The organism is Microbacterium sp. SSM24 (genome assembly GCF_025989145.1).
Taxonomy (GTDB): Bacteria; Actinomycetota; Actinomycetes; order Actinomycetales; family Microbacteriaceae; genus Microbacterium.
The window spans coordinates 87,056-110,117 of sequence record NZ_JAPDNQ010000001.1 but is presented as its reverse complement, the minus strand read 5'-3'; the positions used below and the strand labels follow the sequence as shown (position 1 = coordinate 110,117).

19 protein-coding genes are annotated in these 23,062 nt (G+C 71.1%); 11 read left to right on the top strand and 8 right to left on the bottom strand.

Annotated features, from left to right (window positions below):
- Positions 1-171: 171 nt before the first annotated feature.
- Both OL358_RS00545 and OL358_RS00540 read right to left on the bottom strand, forming a co-directional pair.
- Positions 172-1,566, bottom strand: coding sequence for a HAMP domain-containing histidine kinase (locus tag OL358_RS00545; RefSeq protein ID WP_264710199.1), 1,395 nt, complete (start codon positions 1,564-1,566; stop codon positions 172-174).
- A gap of 143 nt (positions 1,567-1,709) precedes the next feature.
- Positions 1,710-2,438: a response regulator transcription factor gene (locus tag OL358_RS00540; RefSeq protein WP_264707965.1), complete on the bottom strand. Its 729-nt coding sequence runs from the start codon at positions 2,436-2,438 to the stop codon at positions 1,710-1,712.
- Between the two features lie 182 nt (positions 2,439-2,620).
- On the opposite strand from OL358_RS00540, the gene OL358_RS00535 reads away from it, so the two are divergent.
- Both OL358_RS00535 and OL358_RS00530 read left to right on the top strand, forming a co-directional pair.
- On the top strand, positions 2,621-4,093 hold the full coding sequence (locus OL358_RS00535) for an ABC transporter permease (protein WP_264707963.1): 1,473 nt from the start codon (positions 2,621-2,623) through the stop codon (positions 4,091-4,093).
- An 85-nt stretch (positions 4,094-4,178) separates the two neighbouring features.
- On the top strand, positions 4,179-4,904 hold the full coding sequence (locus OL358_RS00530) for an ABC transporter ATP-binding protein (protein ID WP_264707962.1): 726 nt from the start codon (positions 4,179-4,181) through the stop codon (positions 4,902-4,904).
- A gap of 85 nt (positions 4,905-4,989) precedes the next feature.
- Here OL358_RS00530 and OL358_RS00525 read toward each other — a convergent pair whose 3' ends face one another.
- On the bottom strand, positions 4,990-5,985 hold the full coding sequence (locus tag OL358_RS00525) for an NAD-dependent epimerase/dehydratase family protein (protein ID WP_264707960.1): 996 nt from the start codon (positions 5,983-5,985) through the stop codon (positions 4,990-4,992).
- Positions 5,986-6,041: 56 nt separating this feature from the next.
- Between OL358_RS00525 and OL358_RS00520 the strand changes: the two genes are divergently transcribed.
- Entirely contained in the window at positions 6,042-7,367 is a 1,326-nt protein-coding gene (locus tag OL358_RS00520; protein WP_264707958.1) for an FAD-binding oxidoreductase, read from the top strand.
- Positions 7,368-7,432: 65 nt separating this feature from the next.
- Here the strand turns inward: OL358_RS00520 and gndA are convergent, their stop codons facing one another.
- Both gndA and OL358_RS00510 read right to left on the bottom strand, forming a co-directional pair.
- Positions 7,433-8,860: an NADP-dependent phosphogluconate dehydrogenase gene (gndA, locus tag OL358_RS00515; protein ID WP_264710198.1), complete on the bottom strand. Its 1,428-nt coding sequence runs from the start codon at positions 8,858-8,860 to the stop codon at positions 7,433-7,435.
- Positions 8,861-9,139: 279 nt separating this feature from the next.
- Complete coding sequence (locus OL358_RS00510; RefSeq protein ID WP_264707957.1) at positions 9,140-9,262, bottom strand: hypothetical protein; 123 nt, start codon at positions 9,260-9,262, stop codon at positions 9,140-9,142.
- A gap of 287 nt (positions 9,263-9,549) precedes the next feature.
- On the opposite strand from OL358_RS00510, the gene OL358_RS00505 reads away from it, so the two are divergent.
- Both OL358_RS00505 and pth read left to right on the top strand, forming a co-directional pair.
- Positions 9,550-10,203 carry a 50S ribosomal protein L25/general stress protein Ctc gene (locus OL358_RS00505; protein WP_264707955.1) on the top strand — a complete coding sequence of 218 codons (654 nt, stop codon included), beginning with the start codon at positions 9,550-9,552 and terminating at the stop codon, positions 10,201-10,203.
- A gap of 80 nt (positions 10,204-10,283) precedes the next feature.
- Positions 10,284-10,868 carry an aminoacyl-tRNA hydrolase gene (gene pth, locus OL358_RS00500; RefSeq protein ID WP_264707953.1) on the top strand — a complete coding sequence of 195 codons (585 nt, stop codon included), beginning with the start codon at positions 10,284-10,286 and terminating at the stop codon, positions 10,866-10,868.
- Positions 10,869-10,875: 7 nt separating this feature from the next.
- On the opposite strand, the gene OL358_RS00495 is transcribed toward pth, so the two are convergent.
- The gene (locus OL358_RS00495) at positions 10,876-11,550 is read right to left on the bottom strand and encodes a hypothetical protein (protein ID WP_264707951.1); all 675 of its coding nucleotides are present in this window, start codon (positions 11,548-11,550) and stop codon (positions 10,876-10,878) included.
- A gap of 56 nt (positions 11,551-11,606) precedes the next feature.
- Here OL358_RS00495 and mfd point away from each other — a divergent pair, with 56 nt between their 5' ends.
- Complete coding sequence (mfd, locus tag OL358_RS00490; RefSeq protein ID WP_264707949.1) at positions 11,607-15,218, top strand: transcription-repair coupling factor; 3,612 nt, start codon at positions 11,607-11,609, stop codon at positions 15,216-15,218.
- Positions 15,219-15,267: 49 nt separating this feature from the next.
- Complete coding sequence (locus tag OL358_RS00485) at positions 15,268-15,867, top strand: gamma carbonic anhydrase family protein (protein ID WP_264707948.1); 600 nt, start codon at positions 15,268-15,270, stop codon at positions 15,865-15,867.
- A gap of 49 nt (positions 15,868-15,916) precedes the next feature.
- On the opposite strand, the gene OL358_RS00480 is transcribed toward OL358_RS00485, so the two are convergent.
- On the bottom strand, positions 15,917-16,087 hold the full coding sequence (locus OL358_RS00480; RefSeq protein ID WP_264707947.1) for a hypothetical protein: 171 nt from the start codon (positions 16,085-16,087) through the stop codon (positions 15,917-15,919).
- A 94-nt stretch (positions 16,088-16,181) separates the two neighbouring features.
- Positions 16,182-18,854, bottom strand: a complete 2,673-nt coding sequence (locus tag OL358_RS00475; protein ID WP_264707946.1) for a phosphoenolpyruvate carboxylase — start codon at positions 18,852-18,854, stop codon at positions 16,182-16,184.
- A gap of 150 nt (positions 18,855-19,004) precedes the next feature.
- Here OL358_RS00475 and nhaA point away from each other — a divergent pair, with 150 nt between their 5' ends.
- The 4 genes from nhaA (at position 19,005) to OL358_RS00455 (ending at position 23,054) form a co-directional block, all read left to right on the top strand.
- Complete coding sequence (nhaA, locus tag OL358_RS00470) at positions 19,005-20,168, top strand: Na+/H+ antiporter NhaA (protein WP_264707945.1); 1,164 nt, start codon at positions 19,005-19,007, stop codon at positions 20,166-20,168.
- Positions 20,120-20,806, top strand: coding sequence for a MazG family protein (locus OL358_RS00465; RefSeq protein WP_264707944.1), 687 nt, complete (start codon positions 20,120-20,122; stop codon positions 20,804-20,806). The genes nhaA and OL358_RS00465 overlap by 49 nt, the downstream gene beginning before the upstream one ends.
- Positions 20,807-21,288: 482 nt before the next feature.
- Positions 21,289-22,560 (top strand): histidine--tRNA ligase, encoded by a 1,272-nt coding sequence (locus OL358_RS00460; RefSeq protein WP_264710197.1) that lies wholly within the window; start codon positions 21,289-21,291, stop codon positions 22,558-22,560.
- Positions 22,561-22,616: 56 nt separating this feature from the next.
- Positions 22,617-23,054, top strand: a complete 438-nt coding sequence (locus OL358_RS00455) for a YdeI/OmpD-associated family protein (protein WP_264707942.1) — start codon at positions 22,617-22,619, stop codon at positions 23,052-23,054.
- The last annotated feature ends 8 nt before the right edge of the window (positions 23,055-23,062 follow it).

The window sequence follows — 23,062 nt, the reverse complement described above, 5'->3', positions numbered from 1 at the left end:
CACACGGGAGCATGAGGGCGCAAGGGCTCGTTGACCTCGCGTGCGCTGCAACCCACCGGAAGGCGTGTGAACACGAAGTCACATGCGATTTCGAGAGGATGTGGTTTCTGGAGTCGGACGTGATCCGGTCCGCGACCCACCAGGGCCGCACCCACCGCACTGCCGGCGAGGTCAGGCCGAGCCGACGGGGCGGGCGGGGAGGCGCACTTCGAAGGTGGTGTCGCCGGGCTCGCTCCCGACCGAGATCGTGCCGTCGTGGGCGTCCACGATCGCGCGCGCGATCGACAGGCCGAGTCCCGTGCCGCCGGTCTGACGGGCGCGCGAGCGGTCGCCGCGCGAGAAACGCTCGAACAACTCGTCGCGCAGCGCCGGATCGATGCCCGGTCCGTCGTCGTGCACCGTGAGCACGGCCGTGTCACCCTCGCGCTCCACGGTGACGGTCACCGTCGTTCCGGCAGGGGTGTGGGTGCGGGCGTTCGCGAGCAGGTTCGCGACGACCTGGTGCAGGCGGCCGGTGTCACCGGCGATCTGCACAGGTTCGTCGGCGACCTCGAGCACCCACGTGTGGTCCGGTCCCGCGGGTCCGGCGTCGGCGACCGCCTCGACCGCGATGCGCGTGAGATCGACGGTGCCGTAGACGAGCTCCTGCCCCTCGTCGAGCCGGGCCAGAAGGAGAAGGTCCTCGACGAGCGAGGTCATTCGCAGCGACTGCGCCTGTATGCGCTCGAGCGATGCCTCCGTCGTCTCGATCGTCGCGGCGGCGTGGTTCTTCGACAGGGCGCGCAGCGAGAGCTCCGAATAGCCGCGGATCGACGACAGCGGCGTCCGCAGCTCGTGACTGGCGTCGGCGACGAAGCTGCGCATGCGCTCCTCGTTGCGCTGACGAGCGGTGAGCGATTCGTCGACGTGGTCGAGCAGCGTGTTGAGCGCCTCGCCGACGCGTCCCATCTCGGTGCGGGGGTCGGCCTGGGCGGCCGGCACGCGCTCGGCGATCGTCACCTCGCCGCGGTCCAGTGGCAGTTTCGAGACGCGCTCGGCCGTGTCGGCGACGGCGCGCAGCGGTGCGAGTCCGGCACGGATCGTCCACGCCGTCACCAGCGCGAGCAGGACCAGCCCACCGGCAGTGAGGAGGCCGATGGTGGTGAGCATGCGGCCGACGTTCGCGGCGACCTCGTCCCGCGGGATGCCGACGACGACGGCCGTGCCCTGCGGAGACACTGTCCCCTCGACGCGGAACGTCCCCACGTCGTCGATCTGGACGACCAGCGGCGTCTCGCCGTTCAGGCCTTCCGCGAGCTGTGCGATCTGGTCGTCCGTGAGCGCGGTGGCGGAGGAGTCCGCTCCCATCACGGCGCCGCTCGGGTCGCCGACGGCGGACTCCACGGCCAGGAGGAAGCCCGGCTGCTGCGGCTGCTCGGTGAGGATCTGCTCGGCCGTCAGGCCAGAGGCCACGTCGCGCTCCACCATCGCCGACGTGCGCTGGATCGCGTTGCGCACCTGGTCGTTCAGTCCCGCCTCCAAGACGTTCCCGAGGATCGCGCTCGTGGCGACGCCGACGAGCACCATGATGAACGACGTGATCGACACGACCGTGACGATGAGCTTGCGCTGCAGGGTCCAGGGACGGCGACCGGATGCTGCCCGCTCACGCGGCGCCGCGGCATCCGTCTGCTCCGCCTCGGCCTCGGCAGGCGGCGCGGAGGTGTCGGTCACTGCGGGGCCTTGATCATGTAGCCGACACCGCGAACGGTGTGGATGAGCGGTTCGCGCCCCTGGTCGATCTTCTTGCGCAGGTACGAGATGTACAGCTCGACGACGCTGGAGCGTCCGCCGAAGTCGTAGTTCCAGACCCGGTCCAGGATCTGCGCCTTGGAGACCACGCGGCGCTGGTTGCGCATGAGGTAGCGGAGGAGTTCGAACTCGGTGGCGGTGAGCTCGATCTCCTCACCGCTGCGCTCGACCTCGTGGCTGTCCTCGTTGAGGCTGAGGTCCGCCACGCGCAGAATGGGCTCCGCGCCCGAGGCGTGTGCGGTGCCGGCGCGGCGCATGAGGCCGCGCAGGCGCGCGACGACCTCTTCGAGGCTGAACGGCTTCGTGACGTAGTCGTCGCCGCCGGCGGTGAGGCCCGCGACCCGGTCGCTCACGGCATCCTTCGCGGTGAGGAAGAGCACGGGCACGTCGTCGCCGGACTGGCGCAGCCGCTGCAGCACCGCCATACCGTCGAGGTCGGGCATCATGATGTCGAGCACCATCGCGTCGGGGGCGAATTCACGCGCGGACTGCAGCGCCTCGAAACCGGATCCGGCCGTGCGCACCTCCCAGCCCTCCATCCGCAGCGCCATCGACAGCAGGTCGGTGAGCATCTGCTCGTCGTCGACCACGAGCACGCGCAGCGCGGAGCCGTCGGGACGCAAGAGGGCAGGGGCGGCGTTGGTCATGGGTCCATTGTGCTCGCCTTCCTATGTGCTTCCTATGGAGGACGCTATGCGCGCGCTGTGAGTCCGCGGGCGCGGACGGATGCCGCGTCATACGTTCCTCATAGCCGGCGCTGACGGGACACATCGACGGCGTCCCTAGCGTCGCCCCGACGGCCGGCACCCCGCCCGCCGGGAGGAGACCCATGTACGCAACGTATCTGCGGCGGGAGCTGGCCGGCCGCAAGAAGCAGACGATCATCGTGGCCGCCGGCCTCGCGATCGCGATCGCCCTGGTGATGATCGTGAACTCACTCGCGGCCGGTGTGCGCGACGCGCAAGCCGAGGCGCTCGAGTCGGTGTACGGCGTCGGCACCGACCTGACCGTCACCGGAGCGATGGCAGAGCCCGGTGAAGGGCGCGGGCAGATGTTCGAGTTCGGTCAGGACGGCGGCGAGACCGGCGACGACGGCACGACCGAGCTGAGCCAGTCGCGCCTCGTCAGCGAGCCGATGCGCGCGACGCTCGACGCCGACACGCTCGACACCGTGGCATCCGTCGACGGCGTGGCTGCGGCATCCGGTGCCCTCAGCCTCACGAACATGACCTTCTCGGGCGAGCTGCCGCAGCGTCCGGCCGAGGGAACCGAGTCCGGCACGACCGGCCAGGCGCCGCCGGACGGCGGCGGGGGCGGCTTCGGCGGCGGATCCTTCGGCGTCGACTCGTTCAGCGTGCTCGGCATCGATCCCGCGACAACGTCCGTCGGCCCGCTCTCGGCCGTGTCGGTGAGCGAGGGCCGCGGCCTCTCCACGGACGACGAGGGCGAGAACGTGGCCGTCCTCGACGCCACCTATGCCTCGACGGCCGAGGTCGCCGTCGGTGACACCATCGACGTGGGCGGCGAGGAGTTCGAGGTCGTCGGCATCGTCGCCTCCGCGTCGAGCGACGCCGACACCGCCGCGAACGTCTACCTTCCGCTCGACGTCGCCCAGACGCTCTCGGGTACGGGCGACGTCGTGTCGACCGTGTACGTGCAGGCGGAGTCGTCCGACGCGATCGCAGCCGTGCAGACCGGCCTCGAGGAGGCCCTTCCCGACGCCACCGTGAGCTCGCAGTCAGACCTCGCCTCGACGGTGTCGGGATCGCTGTCGAGCGCGTCGTCGCTCATCACGAGCCTCGGCACCTGGCTGTCGGTGATCGTGCTGGCTGTGGCGCTCGCTCTCGCCGTGCTCTTCACGATCTCGGGCGTCTCGCGTCGCACGCGTGAATTCGGCACGCTGAAGGCCATCGGCTGGTCGAACGGGCGCGTGGTCGGTCAGGTCGCGGGGGAGTCGCTCGTGCAGGGCCTCCTGGGCGGCGCGGCGGGACTCGTGCTCGGCTTCGCCGGCATCGCGATCATCAATCTCGTGTCGCCGACGATATCGACCGCGCCCGCTGCGGGACCCGTCACCCAGGGCGGTCCTGGCGGCGAGACGATGGTCGGTCCCGGCGGCGGAGGCGGCATCGGGAACCTGTTCTCGCAACAGACGACCGAGATCGTGCTGCACGCGCCGGTCACGCTGTGGGTCGTCGCCGCCGCGCTCGGACTCGCCGTCCTCGGCGGGCTCGTCGCCGGTGCGTTCGGCGGCTGGCGGGCGGCACGGCTCAGTCCGGCCGAAGCACTGCGATCGGTCGGGTGAGGCATCCGATGTCCGAATCGACCACCGCAGACGCGGCATCCATCCCTCACCCGACACCCACCCGCACCCGGCAGGAGAAGACACCATGACCATGATCGACATCGCACCCGATGCGGGGGCGGATGCTGCGCCCCCCGTGCTGTACCGGCTTGCCGGCGTGACCCGCACCTATCGCCAGAAGGACCGCATCGTGAAGGCGCTCGCCGGCGTCGACCTCGATATCGCGCAGGGTGGCTTCGTCACCATCCAGGGTCCGACGGGCGGCGGGAAGTCCACGCTGCTGCAGCTGCTGGGCGCGCTCGACCGGCCGACCGAGGGATCGGTCGTGCTCGGCGACGTCGACCTCGCGAAAGCGTCGAACGTCGAGCTCGGGCACGTCCGCGCGCGCGACATCGGCTTCGTGTTCCAGGGCTTCAACCTCATCCCGACGCTCACGGCGTCCGAGAACGTCGACATGGCGCTCGAGCCGCTCGGGCTGCCGAAGGCCGAGCGTGCCGAGCGGGTGGCGGAGGCGCTCGTGCACGTCGGCCTCGACGACCGCGCCGACCACCGGCCGGCCGAGCTCTCGGGCGGTCAGCAGCAGCGTGTCGCCATCGCCCGCGCGATCGTCAAGCGCCCGCGCGTGCTCCTCGCCGACGAGCCCACGGGCAACCTCGACGAGTCCATGCGCGACGAGATCCTGGCTGTGCTCGAGGCGCTGTGCGCCGAGGGGCTCACGCTCATCGTGGTCACCCACGACTCGGCCGTCGCGAAGCGGGCGCGCCGGCGCCTGCGCCTCGAGCGCGGGACGGTGCGCGACATCACCCGCTGAGCGGCGGGCCGAGAGGGCGCGGACCACGGGTTTCACCGTCCCGCGACGGTGATCTGCGCCCTCTCGGCACGGGGTGCGGCGGGTGTCAGCCCGCCGAGCGGGCGTGGGCCGCGATGCGATCGAACAGCGCGTCGCGGCCCTCGTCGGTCCGCTGCAGCTCGGGATGGGCGTCGTGGTGCGCGACGATCCGGCGCGCACCCTCGTCGAACAGGATCGTGGTGCGGAACTCCGGGACGAGCCCGATGACCTTGCTGTTGTCGAACACCATCGAGTGGGCCTTGTCGCCGACGAGCGTCGGACCCAGTTCGGGCGCGAACGCGGCGATCGTGTCGGATGCCACGTGCACGAAGTCCGGGGATGAGACGCCAGCCGCATCCGCCAGCCAGCCGTAGATCGTGTTCCACGCCGGCGCGTGCGATCCGGTGATCGTGAAGGCGTCGCCGATGGCCTGCGGATGCCCGAGCAGTCCGGCGAAGGCGACGGCGAAGTCGTCGGCGTGCGTGATCGTCCACAGGCTCGTGCCGTCGCCGTGGATGACGACGGGCCTGCCGGCGCGCATCCGTGCGATGTCGGTCCAGCCGCCGAGTGTCGGAATGGAGCCCGCATCGTAGGTGTGCGAGGGGCGGACGATCGTGACGGGCAGCCCGCGCTCCCGGTGGGCGGCCACGAGCAGGTCCTCGCAGGCGATCTTGTCGCGCGAGTACTGCCAGAAGGGGTTGCGCAGCGGGGTCGACTCCGTCACCGGCAGCCGGCGCGGGGGCTTCTCGTACGCGGATGCCGAGCTGAGGAACACGTACTGGCCGGTGCGACCCTCGAACAGATCGAGCGCCGTGCCCACGTGCGCCGGCGTGAACGACAGGAAGTCGGCGACGGCGTCGTACTCGGCCGCACCGACGGCCTGCCGCACGGCGGCCGCGTCGCGGACGTCCGCGACGAGCTCGCGCACTCCGTGGGGGAGCGGACGGCGCGAGGACCCGCGATTGAGCACCGTGACCTCGTCCCCGGCCGCGACGCTGCGTCTGACGCAGGCCGCGCTGATGGTGCCGGTTCCGCCGATGTAGAGCACGCGCTTCGTCGCCATGCTTCGACCCTAGGACGGGTAGCGGGATGTCGGCACCGCCGATTACCGTGGCGCGGGTGACTGATCTCTCCCTCTCAGACCTCACGACCGGCGCGGTCGTCCACCCTGGTGACGACGAGTGGGACGCAGCCCGCGCCTTCCATTCCGGCATCGGCGAGCCGACCGTCATCGTGCGGGCGTCGAGCGTCGACGACGTCCGCGCGGCGCTGCGGTACGCGGCATCCGAACGTCTGGAGGTCATGGTGCGCGGCGGCGGGCACAGCGCGTGGGGCGCCGTGCCCGGTGGCGTGACCCTCGACCTCGACGCGCTTGACGACATCCGCGTCGACGGCACGCTCGTCCAGGTCGGCGGTGGTGCGACGTGGGGTGCGGTCGCCCACGCGCTCGCCGAGCACGGGCTCGGCATCAGCTCGGGCGACACCGCCTCGGTCGGCGTCGGCGGACTGACCCTCGGGGGCGGCATCGGCTGGATGGTGCGGGCATGGGGCCTCGCCGCCGACCAGCTGGAGGGCGCCCAGGTGGTGACCGCCCGCGGCGACGTGCTCGAGGTGAACGCCGGCTCCCATGCCGACCTGTGGTGGGCGCTGCGGGGCGGCGGCGGCAACTTCGGGGTGGTGACGCGGTTCGACTTCCGCGCGCACCCGCTTGCGCACGTCGTGTTCGCGACGCTGGGGGTCGAGGGCGACGCGCGGCCGATCCTGCGAGGGCTCCGCGACACCATGCAGGACGCTCCGCGCGAGCTCACCGTGACCTACATGCACGTTCCGCCGATGGACCCCAGTGCACCCCCGGGTGCCACGATCACGGCGTGCTGGATCGGCGACGACGAGGAGGCCGCACGGGCCGCGCTGGCTCCGCTGCTCGCCCTCGAGGGCGTCGCCGAGACGGAGCTCGGCGTGCGCTCCTACCCCGACATCCTCATGGAGATGCCGGCTGCCGACCCCGACCAGCCCATGCCCGGCTTCGTGGGCGGCAACACGCTGCTCGGCGAGCTCTCCGACGAGGCCATCGACCGGCTCGTCTCCTTCCGGGAGGCCAACGCGGCGTCCGTCCTGTTCCTTCGCTCGCTCGGCGGCGCCTTCGGCGACGTGGCGCAGGAGGCCAGCGCGTTCCCCGCCCGGCACGCGACCTGGTTCGCGATGGCAGGAGCGTTCGATGTGCCCGGACTCGTGCACGACGGCAACCGGCCGCTCATCCAGGCGGAATGGGATGCGATCGAGGCGCTCGGCGCCGCGCTCTACGGCAACTTCACGCCCTCCACCGATCCCGGTCTCGTCACGCGCATGTTCTCGCCCGAGGCGATGGCGCGGCTGGCCCAGGTGAAACGGCAGTACGACCCGCAGAACCTGTTCTGCCGCAATCACAACATCGTGCCCGCCTGACGGGACCGCACGACGAAGCCCCCGCGTTCAGGCGGGGGCTTCGTGGTGGTGTGACGAGCTGACGCTCAGTGGGTGTCCTCGGCCTCGATCTCGGTGCGGTCGCCCGACCACAGCGTGTGGAAGGTGCCGGGCTTGTCGATGCGGTGGTAGGTGTGCGCGCCGAAGAAGTCGCGCTGCCCCTGCACGAGTGCCGCGGGAAGCCGCTCGGCGCGGAGTCCGTCGTAGTACGCGAGCGAGGACGAGAACGCGGGGGCCGGGATGCCGGCGCCGGCCGCGATCTGCACGATGCGGCGCCACGCGGACTGCGCGCGCCCCAGCGCCTCGACGAAGTACGGCGCGGTGAGGAGCACCGGCAGCTCCGGGGTCTCGGCGTACGCGTCGGCGATGCGGTTGAGGAACTGGGCGCGGATGATGCACCCTCCGCGCCAGATCTTCGAGACCGCGCCGAGGTCGATCGACCAGTCGTACTGGGCGGCGCCGGCGCGGATCTCGTCGAAGCCCTGCGAGTAGGCGACGATCTTCGATGCGTAGAGAGCCAGACGCACGTCCTCGATGAAGGCGTCGGCATCCTCCACGGTCAGTCCCTCGACCGGGCCGGGGAGGTCACCCGAGACGGCGCGCTGCTCGGGGTGGCTGGACAGCGACCGTGCGAAGACGGCTTCGGCGATGCCGGAGACGGGGACGCCCAGGTCGAGCGCGGTCTGCACCGTCCACGCGCCGGTGCCCTTCGCGCCCGCCTGGTCGAGGATCACGTCGACCAGCGGCTTGCCGGTCTCGGCGTCGACCTGGCGCAGCACCTCGGCCGTGATCTCGATGAGGTAGGACTCGAGTTCGCCGCCGTTCCAGCCGGCGAACACGTCGGCGATCTCGGCGGGGCTCTTGCCGGTTCCGCGGCGGATGAGGTCGTAGGCCTCCGCGATCAGCTGCATGTCGGCGTACTCGATGCCGTTGTGCACCATCTTGACGAAGTGACCGGCACCGTCGTGGCCGATGTGCGTGACGCACGGCTCGCCCTCGGCGACCGCGGCGATGGACTTCAGGATCGGCCCGAGCGTGACCCAGGATTCGTCCGAGCCGCCGGGCATGATCGACGGTCCCAGCAGCGCGCCCTCCTCGCCGCCGGAGATGCCCGCGCCGACGAAGTTGATGCCGGTGTCGCGGACGGCCTTCTCACGGCGGATCGTGTCGGTGAACAGCGCGTTGCCGCCGTCGACGATGATGTCGCCCGGCTCGAACACGTCGACGAGGGCGTCGATGACGGCATCCGTCCCTCGCCCGGCCTTGACCATGATGATCGCTGTGCGCGGCTTCTGCAGCGACGCGGCGAACTCCTCATACGAGAACGCGGGCACGAACTCCGCCTCGGGATGCGCGGCGAGCAACGTGTCGGTCTTCTCGTGGCTGCGGTTGTAGATCGCGACCGTGTTGCCCTCGCGGCTCGCGAGGTTACGCGCCAGGTTGGATCCCATGACGGCCAGGCCGACCACGCCGATGTTGGCACGCGCCGCGGAGGCGCCGGCGGGGCCGGTGGCCTCGGGAGTGGGTCGCGAGACCTCTTCGGGGCGGGGTGCACCCTCGTGTTCGCGGGTCGAGCCCGGCTGGTCGTCGCGGTCGGTCGAGATGTTGGTCTGGGCCGAGGGGTCGCTCTGAGACACACGTGCTCCTGGGGTTCGAAGGGGGAGGGTTCCAGCCTAGAGTCTGGCCTGTCCGTGTTACGCGGAGTTGCCGCGCTTCTCACCGCCGCAGGCGGTCGGATGTGAGGCGGCGAAGCCTCAGTCCTTGCGGTAGTTCGCCCGGCCCATCGACCAGAAGGCGCCGATCGTGAGCACGGCGCCGACGGCCGCCATCGCGCCGATCAGCCAGAGCAGCGCGTGAGACAGAAAGCCGTAATCCATCGGTGACCTCCAAGGTGGATCGGGTGCGCTGCCCATCGTAGCGGGGGCGCCGTTCCCTCCGTCGCTGGGCGGCGCGCGCGAGGCTGGTAGACTCGTACCCGAACTTCGGCGAGGGATGCCTCGTACCGCCCGGTTTCGGCGTGGTGCGGCATCCGTGATCGACGCAGTGGAGCAGGCCCACGGCTTTCCTCACGCGTTCGCGTTCGAGTTGAAACACCCCACATACCTGGGCCCGCCAGCCGCGCGGACCCGCGATCAGAACGGGCTCACGCCCGCGAGGAGAAATCATGGCCACCGAGACCGATTCCAAGGTCCACGCCGAGGTCCGCGAGAACTTCGGCAAGGGCTTCGCCCGTCGTCTGCGCGCCGCAGGCAAGATCCCCGCCGTCATCTACGGTCACGGCAGCACCCCCGTGCACGTCGCGCTGCCCGGCCACCAGGTCGCGCTGCTCATCCGCCGCGCCAACGCGGTGCTCGAGCTCGACGTCAACGGCAAGGAGCAGCTGACGCTGGTCAAGGACGTCCAGAAGGACCCCGTGCACCAGATCATCGAGCACATCGACCTCCTCGTCGTGAAGAAGGGCGAGAAGATCCAGGTCGACGTCCCGATCTCGGTGACCGGCGAGCCCTTCCCCGGCACCATCGCCGCGCAGGACGCGAACACCGTCCTGCTCGAGGTCGAGGCCACCCACATCCCGGAGCGCATCGAGCTCGACGTCGAGGGACTCGAGGAGGGCACGCACATCACCGCTGCCGACCTCACGCTGCCCAAGGGCGCGACGCTCGCCGTCGACCCCGAGACGCTGATCGTCGCGATCTCGGTCCCGGCTGCGACGCTCGCCGCCGAGGACGAGATCGCCGAGGCCGACGCCGAGATCGCCGCCGAGCAATCGGAGGAGGCCGAGGAGGCCAAGGAGGCCAAGGAGGCCGAGTCCGAGTAAGGGCTCGCACCGCAGCATCCGTCGAAGCCCGTCCCCGATACTGAAGGGACGGGCTTCGTCGTCGAGAGGACAGGCAGCAGATGGCAGATGCGTGGCTGATCGTGGGTCTGGGCAATCCCGGACCCCGCTACGAGCTCACCCGGCACAACGTCGGCCAGCTCGTGGTCGATGAGCTCGCTGCGCGTCGCGGAGAGTCGTTCCGCGCGCACAAGGCGAACGCGCGCGTCGTCGAGACGTGGCTGCGCCCCGGGGCGGCGAAGCTGATCCTGGCGAAGCCGAACACGTTCATGAACGTGTCGGGCGGTCCGGTGGCCGGCCTGGCCCACTTCTACGGCGTCGACCCGTCGCGCATCGTGGTCGTGCACGATGAGCTCGACATCCCGTTCGACACGATCAAACTCAAGACGGGTGGCGGACACGGAGGCCACAACGGCGTCCGCGACATCGCGAAGGCGCTGGATTCCGCCGAGTTCGCCCGGGTCCGCGTAGGGATCGGGCGTCCGCCCGGTCGCCAGGACCCTGCCGACTGGGTGCTCGATCCGTTCGGTGCGGCCGAGCGCAAGAATCTGCCGATCCTGTTGGCGGATGCCGCGGACGCGGTCGAGCAGCTCGTGAGCGACGGGCTTCTCGCGGCGCAGCAGAAGCACCACGCGCCGAGGGCCTGAGCCGGGGTCAGCCGCCGATGCTCGATCCGGCGGCGTAGCCGGCCGTGAGGAAGCCCTGCAGCACGACGAAGAACACCACGGGCCCGAGGGCGGCGATCACCACCGCCGCGATCGCGAAGCCGCGGCCACGATCCTTCACGAGCGCGATCACCCCCTGCACGAGAGCCCACAGGCCGAGCGCCGTGCCGACCCAGAAGGCCACCTCGGCGAGCAGCACGGAGTCGCGGACCGGCGTCAGCACCGCCCACTCGAAGTCGGACCCGCTGGGCATGAGCGCGATCTCGCGGCCCGTCCCCAGCCCGATGGAGAAGGCGGCGACGGCGGCGACGAGTGCCGCTCCGACGGTCGCGATGACGGCGACGACGAGCGCCACCACGCCGAGCCCGCGCCGGGTGGGTCGCGCGGCGGCCTGCCCGTAGGCCGACGCCGATCCCGGCGCGGGGGCTGGGCCGGGCCCGTAGCCCGCGGGGGGCGTGAAACCCGCCGGCGGTGCATAGCCCACGGGCATCGCATACCCCTGTGCCGGCGGAGCGCCCGGCGTGCCGAACGGCGGCGCGCTCGGCGCGGCCCATGCGCCCGGCGCAGGAGCCTGCGTCGCCGCAGGTACGGCGTTCCCCACGGCCTCCGGCGCGGTGGCGGGAGGGGCGGGCTGCGGGTTCGTCGGCTCGGCGGGGTCGCTCACGCGCTCATCCTACGAGGGCGGGCGCCGGTGTCGGCGGGGCGACATAGACTCATCCGGTGACAGTTCCCGGGATCGTGCGCGCCCTCGAACAGGCCGAGTCGTTTCAGGATGCCGCGGCCACGGCATCCGTCGACGGCGACTTCTCCCTCGTGGAGGGCCTCGACGCTCCGCTGCTGGCCGCTCTCCTCGAGAGGCGGCGCGCGGCAGGAAAGCCGCCCGCGATCCTGCTGATCACACCGACCGGCCGGCGCGCCGAGTCGATCGGCCCGGCCCTGGGTGCGCTGCTGCCCGGCGCCGAGGTGATGCACTTCCCCGCGTGGGAGACGCTGCCGCACGAGCGCCTGAGCCCGAGCGCCGAGATCGTGGGCAACCGTCTGGAGGCGCTCGGTCGCATCGGCCGCTGGTCGGGCGAGACTCCGCTCGTCGTGACCGCCTCCGTGCGCGGCGCGATCCAGCCGCTCGCGGCGGGTCTCACCGATATCGCTCCGATCGACCTCGGAGTCGGCGAGCGCGGCCACGAACTGGGCGAGGTCGTCCTGCGGCTCGTCGAGCTCGCCTACCATCGCGTCGACATGGTGTCGCGACGAGGGGAGTTCGCGGTGCGCGGCGGGATCCTCGACGTCTTCCCGCCGACGGCGGCGCATCCGTACCGCGTCGAGTTCTTCGGCGACGAGGTCGATCAGATCCGTGCGTTCTCCGTGGCGGATCAGCGCTCTCTGCCCGGCGAAGTGCGCGAGGTCTCGTTCATCGCGAGCCGTGAGCTGCTTCTCACCGAGGCGGTGCGAGGTCGTGCGCGGCAGCTCAAGGACGAGTTCCCAGGCCTGGCCGGCATGCTCGAGCGGATGTCCGAGGGCATCCCCGCCGAGGGCATGGAGTCGCTGCTGCCCGCGGTCGCCGACCGTCTCGTCACGCTCGCGGACTACCTGCCCGAGGGTGCGGCCGTCGCTCTGGTCGATCCGGAACGGGCCGTGACGCGCGCCATCACGCTCGGAGAGACGAACCGCGAGTTCCTCGAGGCCGCCTGGAGCGCCGCGACGGCGGGCGCGAGCACTCCCATCGACCTCGGCGCGGGCGACTTCCTCACGCTCCCCGCGCTCCGTGAGGCTGCGCACGCGCGCGGACAGGTGTGGTGGTCGCTGAGCGCGTTCGACTCGGGGGAGTCGGATGCCGCGGCCGAAGGACTCCTCGACATCGACAGCGCCCTCGAGGCCGCCGCCGCGATCCGCGTGCCGGGTACCGCGGTGCCGTCATTCCACGGCAACGTCGACGGTGCGACCGAGCATGTGGGCGCGCTGCTCGCCGACGGCTGGCGCGTCGTGGTGGCGGCATCCGGTGCGGGTCTGGTCGAGCGGGCACGCGACGTCCTCGCGGACCGGGGGATCGCCGCGCGGAGGATCGACGAAGTGCTCGCGGCACCCGAGCCGGGTGTCGCACACCTCGTGGTGTCGATGCTCGAGCGCGGCTTCGAAGCGCCTGCCGCGAAGCTCGCGGTCCTCACCGAGGCGGAGTTCTACGGCCGCACGATCGGCGGCGACCAGCGGGTCGTGAAGAAGCTCGCGTCGCGGCGCAAGAACGTCGTCGACCCGATCCAGCTCAAGGCCGGCGACTACGTCGTGCACGCGACGCACGGCATCGGCAAGTTCGTCGAGCTCCAGCAGCGCGAAGTCTCCAGCGGCGGGCGAAACCCGGTCAAGAGCGTGCGCGAGTACCTGGTGCTCGAGTACGCGCCGTCCAAGCGCGGCTTCCCCGGCGACAAGCTGCTGGTGCCCACCGATCAGCTCGACCTGCTCTCGCGCTACGTCGGCGGCGAGGCGCCGGCGCTGTCGAAGATGGGCGGCAGCGACTGGGCGGCCGCGAAGGGGCGTGCGCGCAAGGCCGTGCGCGACATCGCGGTCGAGCTCGTGAAGCTCTACTCCGCGCGCATGGCCGCGAAGGGCTACGCCTTCGGACCCGACACGCCGTGGCAGCGCGAGCTGGAGGAGGCGTTCCCGTTCGCCGAGACCCCCGATCAGCTGCAGACCATCGACGAGGTCAAGGCCGACATGGAGAAGCCGGTGCCGATGGACCGCCTGCTGTCGGGCGACGTCGGGTTCGGCAAGACCGAGGTCGCCGTTCGCGCATCGTTCAAGGCGATCCAGGAGGGCAAGCAGGTCGCGATGCTGGTGCCGACCACCCTGCTGGTCAAGCAGCACATCGAGACGTTCACCGAGCGGTTCGCGGGCTTCCCCGTCAAGGTGAAGGCGCTCTCTCGGTTCCAGACCGACAAGCAGGCGCGCGAGGTCGTCGCAGGCCTCGCCGACGGCACCATCGACATGGTGATCGGCACGCACCGGATCCTCACCGAGAAGGTGCTGTTCAAAGACCTCGGCCTCCTGATCATCGACGAGGAGCAGCGGTTCGGCGTCGAGCACAAAGACACCCTCAAGAAGCTCAAGACGAACGTCGACATCCTCGCGATGAGCGCGACGCCGATCCCGCGCACCCTCGAGATGGCGGTCACCGGCATCCGTGAGATGTCGACGCTCCAGACACCGCCGGAGGATCGGCATCCGATCCTCTCGTTCGTCGGTCCTCGCAACGACAAGCAGATCGCGGCCGCCATCCGGCGCGAGCTGCTGCGCGAGGGACAGATCTTCTACGTGCGCAACCGGGTGCAGTCCATCCAGCGCGTCGCCGCCGACCTGGCCGAGCTCGTGCCCGAGGCGCGTATCGCGGTGGCGCACGGCCAGATGGGGGAGCACCTGCTCGAGCAGGTCGTCGACGACTTCTGGGAGCGCCGGGCCGATGTGCTCGTGTGCACGACGATCGTCGAGACCGGCCTCGACATCTCCAATGCCAACACGATCATCATCGACCGCGCCGACAAGTACGGTCTCTCGCAGCTCCATCAGCTGCGCGGTCGTGTCGGTCGTGCACGCGAGCGGGCCTACGCCTACTTCCTGTACGACGAGCTCAAGCCGCTGAGCGAGACCGCGGCAGACCGCCTCGAGACCATCGCGGTGAACAACGACCTCGGCAGCGGCATGCAGGTCGCGCTCAAGGACCTCGAGATCCGCGGGGCGGGCAACCTGCTCGGCGCCGAGCAGGCGGGGCATATCGCCGGCGTCGGGTTCGACCTGTATCTGCGCATGATCGGCGAGGCGGTGTCGGCGTTCCGCGGGGACGACGTCGAGGGACCGGCCGAGCTGCGCCTCGAGCTGCCGGTGCAGGCGCGCATCCCCGAGTCGTACATCGACAGCGAGCGCCTGCGCCTCGAGGCGTACCAGAAGCTGTCGTCCGCGGCATCCGTCACGGCCAAGGACGACGCGATCGACCACGTCGTCGAGGAGCTCACCGACCGCTACGGCGAGCCTCCCGCCGACGTGGAGGGACTGCTCGCCGTGGCACGCCTGCGACGCCGCGCCGCCAGGGCAGGCTTGGCCGACGTGGTCGCGATGGGGCCGAACTTGCGCATCGCGCCCGCGAACCTGCCCGATTCGATGCGCGTGCGGCTGCAGCGGCTGCACCCGAAGGCGAAGCTGCTCGCCGGCGGCGACGCGCTGGTCGTGCCGTTGCCGACGACCGGAGGCGAGCGCTACGCCGACGGCGACCTCATCGCATGGGTGGCGGAGCTGCTCGACCAGCTCTGGCCCGAGAAGAAGCCCGAGGCGGCCGACGCCTCCGCCTAGAACCGCGCCGGGGCTACGCTGACACCGACGGGTGAGCACAGGAGGAACGATGCGGTTCGAGCACCTCGGGGCGCAGCCCCGCATCCATCCCGACGCGGTCATCGCACCGACGGCGGTGATCAGCGGAGATGTCGAGATCGGCGCCGACTGCCAGGTGCTGCACGGCGCGGTCATCACCGCGGAGGGCGGCGCGATCACGCTGGGCGAGAACGTCATCGTGATGGAGAACGCACTGATCCGGGCGACCGCGACCAACCCGGTGCACATCGGCGACCACGTCCTGGTCGGGCCGATGGCGAGCGTCTCCGGCGCCACGATCGGCGACGAGGTGTTTCTGGCGACCGGCACGCGCGTGTTCAACGGCGCCCGCATCGGAGAGCGCAGCGAGGTGCGCATCAATGCCGTCGTGCACCTGCGCACCGTTCTTCCGCCCGAGTCGATCGTGCCCATCGCCTGGGTGGCCGTGGGTGATCCGCTCCAGCTTCTCCCGCCCGATCGGCACGAGGAGATCTGGGCCGCGCAACGCGAGCTCGACTTCCCCGGCTACGTGTTCGGGCTCGATCGCGAGACCCCCGATCTCATGGTGCAGCTGACCGAGCGCTATGGACGCAGCCTCGCTCGTCACGCCGACGACCGACGCGTCGACTGACCGGATCCCGCGCGCGCCCGTCCGCCCGCGGCATCCGACCTCTTCGAAGTCAGTCCCAGAGCACGCCGCAGTCGCGGCAGGCGAACTCGAGGCGGTCGACCCAGCCGTCATCGAGCTCGCCCCGCCGGGCGAACTCCACGGCGAACCACCTCGGCTCGGTCGCCCGCACATCGAGCGACCGGCATTGGGGACACACTTCGGCGACGACGATTCGTGCCATGTCGACACGGTAGCCCCGGCCATCCGGGTCGCCGGGAGCGACGCGCGTGTCCGCCCGTGTTCCGGCGTCTCGCGACGCCGACAGGATGGCGGTGTCAGCCCGTGTTCTGCAGGCCGGCCGCGACGCCGCTCACCGACAGGAGGAGCAGCCGCTGCTGCTCGGGATCGACCGGTGCGCCCTCGGGGGCGTCGCGCAGCGCGCGCAGTGCCCGGAGCTGCAGCAGCGACAGCGCATCCACGTAGGGGCTGCGCATCTTGACGGCGCGTTGCAGCACCGGCTTGTTGCCCAGCAGCTCGGTGCCGCCGGTGACACGGATCACCCAGGAGCGGGTCAGCGCCATCTCGTCGCGCACGAGCGCGGCGAGATCGTCGCGGTCGCCCAGCTCGAGGTAGTGCCGGGCGATGCGGTCGTCCGCCTTCGCGAGGCTCATTGCGACGTTGTCGATGAGGGTGCGCAAGAGCGGCCATTCGTCGTACGCGCGCTGCAGCAGCGATTCGTCGCCGACGGCCTCGAGGGCGCTTCCCAGCCCGAACCACCCGGCGAGGTTGATGCGCGCCTGCGTCCACGCGAACACCCACGGAATGGCCCTGAGGTCTTCGAGCGACTCGACCGACAGCCCGCGCCGTGCGGGGCGGGAGCCCAGCGCGAGGAGGCCGATCTCCTCCATCGGCGTCACGCGCGCGAACCACGGGGCGAAGCCCGGAGCCTTCACGAGCGAGAAGAATCGATCACGGGATGCCACGTCCATCGTCGCCGCGACCGGGGCGTAGCGCTCGGCGGCGGCGCGGTTGCGCTCCTCGTTCGACGGCGCCGACGCGAGCAGGATGGCGGCGGCGACCTGATCGATGTGGCGCATCGCGATCGCGGGATCGCCGTAGCGGGCGAAGATCACCTCGCCCTGCTCGGTGAGCTTGAAGCGCCCGTCGACCGAGTGCGGGGGCTGCGCCAGGATCGCGGAGTTGGCGGGCCCGCCGCCGCGGCCGAGGGCACCGCCGCGGCCGTGGAAGAGGGTGAGCTCGATCCCGCTGTCGCGCGCCCACGCGGCGATCGCGGCCTGCGCCTCGTAGAGCGCGAGGTTGGCGGCGACCGGTCCGACGTCCTTGGACGAGTCGGAGTATCCGAGCATGACCTCGAGCCGGCGCTCGGTCGCGGCGAGCCGCGCGGCGAATTCCGGGTGCTCGACGATCTCCGCGAGGATGCGCGGCGCTGCCTGGAGGTCGGCGAACGTCTCGAACAGCGGGATCACGTCGAGCACGGGGACGACCCCGTCGGCGCCCGCGGCGTAGCGGGCGAGGCGGTGAACGTTCGCGAGGTCGTCGGCCGACTGCGTGAAGGAGACGATGTAGCGCCCTGCGGCGCGCGGGCCGTAGCGCTCCTGCAGGAAGCCGATCGACCGGAAGACGTCGAGGACCTCCTCGGTCTGCGCACTGCGCGCTCCGCCGGCGTCGAGCTCGGCGAGCACCTTCGCGTGCACGGCGGAGTGCTGACGCACCTCGAGCTCGGTGAGGTGGAATCCGTAGGTCTCGACCTGCCACAGCAGCTGCTGCAGGTGGCCGTAGGCCTGCCGCGGCGCGCCCGCCTGCACGAGCGAGTCCTGCACGACGCGCAGGTCGGCCAGGAAGTGCTCGGGGTCGCGGTAGGCGAGGTCCGCGTCGCGCTCGCGGGTCGCCCGGAGCTTGCGGGCGAGGAGCAGCAGGATGCGGCGGTGAGGCTCGTCGGGGGACCGCTTGGCGACGTCGGCCGCGGCATCTTCGTCGGCCGCCGAGAGGCGCTGCCACAGCGTCAGGAGCGCGTCGCTCGGTGGCGTGGTGGTGCCGTCGAGGGTGAGCGTGCGCCCGATGCGGCTGGTCGTGCGCTCGAGTCCGAGGAGCACGTGCTCGCTCGCGATCTTCGCGGCCTTGCGGGTGACGGATGCCGTCACGAACGGGTTTCCGTCGCGGTCGCCGCCGACCCAGGACCCGACGCGCACGAAGGGGCGCACGATCGGTGCGCGGCCGCCGGCGGCCGGACCCTGGAGAGCGTCGTCGACGCGGCGGTAGACGTGGGGGACGGCGGTGTACAGGGTCTCGTCGAACACCGCCATGACCGCGCGCACCTCGTCGGTGGGCGACGGCTTCTCGGGCCGCAGCGGAGCGGTGCGCCACAGGGTGTCGACCTCCTCCAGCATCCGGCGCTCGGCGCGGCGCTGGTCCGCGCCGTTGCGCAGCGACGCGTCGTGCTCCTCGAGAAGCGTGGCGAGGCGACGGATGCTGGACGACACCGCCCGGCGGCGGGCCTCGGTCGGGTGCGCCGTGAAGACGGGATGGAAGCGCAGCGCCTGGAGGCGCTCGAGCGCCGTGTCGTCGCCCACCTCGGCGGCGAGGCGCATGAAGGCCGCGGCCACGGAGTCGGTGGCGTGCTCGCGGTCGGGGCGGCCGTCGCGCTCGCGCAGGACGCGCACGCGCTGGTGCTCTTCGGCGAGGTTGACGAGGTGGAAGTACGCGGTGAACGCACGGGCGACCTCGTCGGCGCGCGCCACCGTGAAGGAGTCGGCGATGGCCGCCGCGCGCGCGAACGCCTCGGGCGTCTCGTCGGTGTAGGCCTGGATCGTCGCGATGCGCAGACGCTCGACGTCGTCGTAGAGGCCGACGGATCCGCTTTCGCGGAGCACCTGGCCGAGGAGTGATCCGAGCATGCTCACGTCGGCGCGCATCCGCTCCGGGATCTCCTGCTCGGCCTCGAATCGGCCGACGAGGTCGATCGCTTCGGTCTGGGTGAGTTCGCGCATGGGTTCAACGCTAACCCGCCGGTGTTTCGGCGACGTCACGGGCGGCCTCGTGTGACGGACGCTGTCGCTAGACTGCCCCGCAGGAGTGCCGGGAAGTCTGGTCGGCGGTGCTCGGCGACGCCCGTCGACGCCTGGGAGGAAGGATCCCGGATGTCTTTGTTACGCTCTGCGCGCTTCCCCGCGATCGTGCTCTTGGTCGCCGCCGCGGCGGGCCTGGTCGTGGCGAACAGCCCCGCCGGGGGCCCCGTGGACGACTTCCTGCACCGCTACGTCGGGATCCCCGGTGTGTTGGAGCTCACCCTCAGCCACTGGATCGCCGACGGACTGCTCGCGGTGTTCTTCTTCGTCGTCGCCGTCGAGTTGCAGTACGAGCTCACAGCCGGACAGCTGAACTCGGCGCGCAAGGCGATCCAGCCGGCGATCGCCGCGACCGGCGGCGTGCTCGTCCCCGTGGTCGTCTACCTGGGGTTCGCGTGGGGCACGTCGTCCCAGGCGGGCTGGCCCATCCCGACGGCGACCGACATCGCCTTCGCGCTCGGGGTGCTCGCGGTGTTCGGAAAGGGGCTGCCGCCCGCGCTCCGTGTCTTCCTGCTCGCCCTGGCGATCCTCGACGACATCGTCGGCATCGTGTTCATCGCCGTGCTGTTCACGAGCGACGTCGATTTCGGGATGCTGGGGCTCGCCCTCGTCGCGATCGTGGCGTTCGGCATCCTGAGCCGTCTGCTCGATACGCGCGCCCGGGTGCCGATCGCCCTCGCGCTCGTGGTCCTGGCGATCCTGGCGTGGGCGTTCGTCTACGCCTCGGGCGTGCACGCGACGATCGCGGGCGTGGCGCTCGGCCTCGCGATGGCGCAGCGGCCCGCACTGCGGGTGCGGCACGCGCTGGAGCCGTGGGTGAACGGGGTCGTGCTTCCCCTCTTCGCGTTCAACGCGGCGCTCGTCGTGATCCCCTCCGTGTCGGCGGGTGAGCTGTCGCCCGCGTTCTGGGGCATCCTGGTCGCGCTCCCGGTGGGCAAGGTCCTCGGCATCACGCTGTTCGGGTGGGTGTCGCTGCGGATCGGCGGGCGGGGTGCGGCGCCGCCGCTGAGGTTCGGGGATCTGCTCGCCGCCGGCGCGCTCGGAGGCATCGGGTTCACGGTGTCGCTGCTGCTGTCCGAGCTCGCCTTCGGGGGCATGCCCGAGATCCGCGATCAGGCGGTCCTCGGCGTGCTCGCCGGATCGGTCATCTCGCTCATCGCGGCCGGGTTCCTCGTATCGTGGCGGGCATGGCATCACAGGCGGCAGGCTCAGGCGACGGACACGGCGACGGCGTGAGCGCGTCCGACCCGCTGCGGGCCGCGGCCGACACCATGCGCACCGTGCGCGACCGGTGCGTGTGGACGCAGCAGATCGACCATCGGGCGCTCGTCCCGTATCTGGTGGAGGAGAGCGCCGAACTCATCGACGCCGTCGAGGAGGACGATCGCGCCGAGCTCCGCGAAGAACTCGGCGACCTGCTGTGGCAGGTGCTCTTCCACGCCGAGATCGCGTCGCGCGACACGGACGACCCGTTCGACATCGACGACGTCGCGCGGGGTCTCACCGACAAGATGGTGCGACGGCATCCGCACGTCTTCGGCGATGCCGTCGCGAACACGCCGGAAGAGGTCCTGGTGCACTGGAACGCGGCGAAGGCGGCCGAGAAGAGCTCGCGCACGAGCGTGCTGGACGGCGTGAGCGAGCGGATGCCGTCCCTCGCCCTCGCGCAGAAGCTGCTGGGCAAGGGCGCTGCCGTGGGCGTGCGGATCGAGCCCGCGACCGCGCCGGCATCGGAGGCAGAGCTCGGCGAGACGCTTCTGGCGCTCGTCGCGACCGCGCGCGCGCAGGGCTGGGATGCCGAGCGCGCCGTGCGCGAGCGCCTGCGTGGGCTCGCCGCCGAGATCCGCTCCGCCGAGAGCGCCGACCGTCACTGACTGGCGCAGGCGGGAGTCGGCCTCTGGAGGGTGCCGAGGAGCCTGCATGCGCCGCAGCCGAATGTGAGTTCCGGGTCACACAGCCCTCCACGGGCCGCGCTCGCCAGGTCAGGGGCATGTGAGTTCCGGGTCACACAGCCCTCCACAGGCCGCGCTCGCCAGGTCAGGGCATGTGAGTTCCGGCTCACAACCCTCCACGGGCCGGACCAGGAGCATGTGAGTTCCGGGTCACACACCACCTACGGTCCGCGCTCGCCGGGTCGGGAGCATGTGAGTTCCGGGTCATACAACCCTCCACGGGCCGGCCCTCGAGCCGGATCAGGTGCATGTGAACGCGAACGCACACGCAAGAACGGGAGACTATTCGAGCGGCGCCGCGCGGCGCCGCGCGGCGCACCGAAGCACCGCGCCCGCTCGAGGAGTGACCGAGTGCTGAGATCTGGAAAGCTAGAGCCGTGGCATCCGTGAACCCGCCGCGCGGCATGCGCGACTTCCTCCCCGCCGACAAGGCCCGTCGCGAGCGCGTGCTCGCCGTCATCCGCGAGCGCTACCGCGCGCACGGATTCGACGAGATCGAAACACCGGTCATGGAAGAGCATGCGCGGCTGCACGCGGGCATCGGCGGCGACAACGAGAAGCTCGCCTACAACGTGCTCAAGCGCGGGCTCGACGCCGCGTCGATCGCGGCGGCAGCAGACGACCCGGCGCAGCTCACGGATCTCGGCCTTCGCTACGACCTCACCGTGCCCCTCGCTCGCTTCTACGCGACCAACCGCGGCCAGCTGCCGACGGTGTTCCGCTCGATCCAGATCGCGCCCGTGTGGCGCGCCGAGCGTCCGCAGAAGGGCCGGTATCGCCAGTTCGTGCAGTGCGACATCGACATCATGGGGGATGCCTCGGCCCGCGCCGAGTCCGAGCTCATCGTCGCGACGCTCGACACGCTGGACGCCCTGGGGCTCGAGGGCGGCAGCGTGCGCATCAACGACCGGCGCGTCCTCGACTGGATGCTCGACGCGTTCGGCTTCACCCCGGAGGAGCGCCCGGGTGTGCTGATCACCATCGACAAGCTCGACAAGGTCGGGCCCGCGGGGGTCGCGGCCGAGCTGCGCGAGCGCGGCGCCACGGCATCGGCGGTGGATGTGTTCGAGCAGTTCCTGACGCGTCCGATGACGATGGAGTACCACCCGTACGGCGAGCGGCAGATCCGGAAGTTCCTCCCCGCCGGGGCGCCGGACGATGTTGTCGCGCACCTCACGGGGATCGGCGCGGCGGTCGCCGCGGCCCGCGGCGGGGCGGACGGCGCGCTCTCCGACATCCCGCTCGTGTTCGATCCGTTCCTCGTGCGTGGCATGGGGTACTACACCGGCACGATCTTCGAGCTGGCTCATCCGTCCGTGGACTACTCACTGGGCGGCGGTGGTCGGTACGACGGCATGATCGGCCGATTCCTCGGCCAGGACGTGCCGGCGGTCGGCTTCTCGATCGGCTTCGAACGCCTCGTCGACCTCGTGGACGCTGCCGACGTCGACAGCGCGAGCGCGATCGTGCTCGTGCACGACCGCGATGTGCCTGACAGCGAACTGCTCGCCCACAAGTCCGGGCTCGTCGCAGCCGGGTCGCGCGTGCGGCTCGAGCACCGAACGAAGAACCTCAAGGCGCTGCTCGAGCGGGCCGCCGCGGACGGCTTCACCTCGTTCGCGACCGTGGTCGCCGGCACCCCTGTCGGCTCGCTCGAGGTCAAACCGCTCGCGTGAGCCGCGGGCGCGGCATCCGGTTGCCCCAGATGCCGCGGTCTGCGCATGATCGTCGCATGACTCTGCGCATCCACGCCGTGCTCGTCCCGTTCGGACCGGCGACGGCGATCGAACTCACCGACGAACAGGTCGCCGAACTCGGCGGCGGCAAGCGCGCCGCCGTGATCGTCGGAATCGGCGATCGCTCCGCGCGACTGCGGCTGGGCGTCATGGACGGGCGCAACCTCATCGGCATCTCGAAGGCGAACCGCGCGCAGCTCGGTGTCGATTTCGGCGACGCGGTCGACGCGACGATCGACCTCGATCAGCAGGAGCGCGTCGTCGAGGTGCCGGACGATCTCGCCGCCGCCCTCCACGCGGCCGGCGTGCAGGCCGCCTTCGACGCCCTCGCCTACTCGCGGCGCAAGGAACTTGCGCGCGGCGTCGCCGAGGCGAAGAAGCCCGAGACCCGTGAGCGTCGCATCGCCGCCGCCGTCGAGGAGCTCGCGGGCTGACGCCTGCG

Bases quoted from the DNA above. Each gene is read 5' to 3' on its own strand.
- OL358_RS00545 (WP_264710199.1), bottom strand. From the start codon at position 1,566: ATGGTGCTCGTCGGCGTCGCCACGAGCGCGATCCTCGGGAACGTCTTG.
- OL358_RS00540 (WP_264707965.1), bottom strand. From the start codon at position 2,438: ATGACCAACGCCGCCCCTGCCCTCTTGCGTCCCGACGGCTCCGCGCTG.
- OL358_RS00535 (WP_264707963.1), top strand. From the start codon at position 2,621: ATGTACGCAACGTATCTGCGGCGGGAGCTGGCCGGCCGCAAGAAGCAG.
- OL358_RS00530 (WP_264707962.1), top strand. From the start codon at position 4,179: ATGACCATGATCGACATCGCACCCGATGCGGGGGCGGATGCTGCGCCC.
- OL358_RS00525 (WP_264707960.1), bottom strand. From the start codon at position 5,985: ATGGCGACGAAGCGCGTGCTCTACATCGGCGGAACCGGCACCATCAGC.
- OL358_RS00510 (WP_264707957.1), bottom strand. From the start codon at position 9,262: ATGGATTACGGCTTTCTGTCTCACGCGCTGCTCTGGCTGATCGGCGCG.
- OL358_RS00505 (WP_264707955.1), top strand. From the start codon at position 9,550: ATGGCCACCGAGACCGATTCCAAGGTCCACGCCGAGGTCCGCGAGAAC.
- pth (WP_264707953.1), top strand. From the start codon at position 10,284: ATGGCAGATGCGTGGCTGATCGTGGGTCTGGGCAATCCCGGACCCCGC.
- OL358_RS00485 (WP_264707948.1), top strand. From the start codon at position 15,268: ATGCGGTTCGAGCACCTCGGGGCGCAGCCCCGCATCCATCCCGACGCG.
- OL358_RS00480 (WP_264707947.1), bottom strand. From the start codon at position 16,087: ATGGCACGAATCGTCGTCGCCGAAGTGTGTCCCCAATGCCGGTCGCTC.
- OL358_RS00475 (WP_264707946.1), bottom strand. From the start codon at position 18,854: ATGCGCGAACTCACCCAGACCGAAGCGATCGACCTCGTCGGCCGATTC.
- nhaA (WP_264707945.1), top strand. From the start codon at position 19,005: ATGTCTTTGTTACGCTCTGCGCGCTTCCCCGCGATCGTGCTCTTGGTC.
- OL358_RS00465 (WP_264707944.1), top strand. From the start codon at position 20,120: ATGGCATCACAGGCGGCAGGCTCAGGCGACGGACACGGCGACGGCGTG.
- OL358_RS00460 (WP_264710197.1), top strand. From the start codon at position 21,289: ATGCGCGACTTCCTCCCCGCCGACAAGGCCCGTCGCGAGCGCGTGCTC.
- OL358_RS00455 (WP_264707942.1), top strand. From the start codon at position 22,617: ATGACTCTGCGCATCCACGCCGTGCTCGTCCCGTTCGGACCGGCGACG.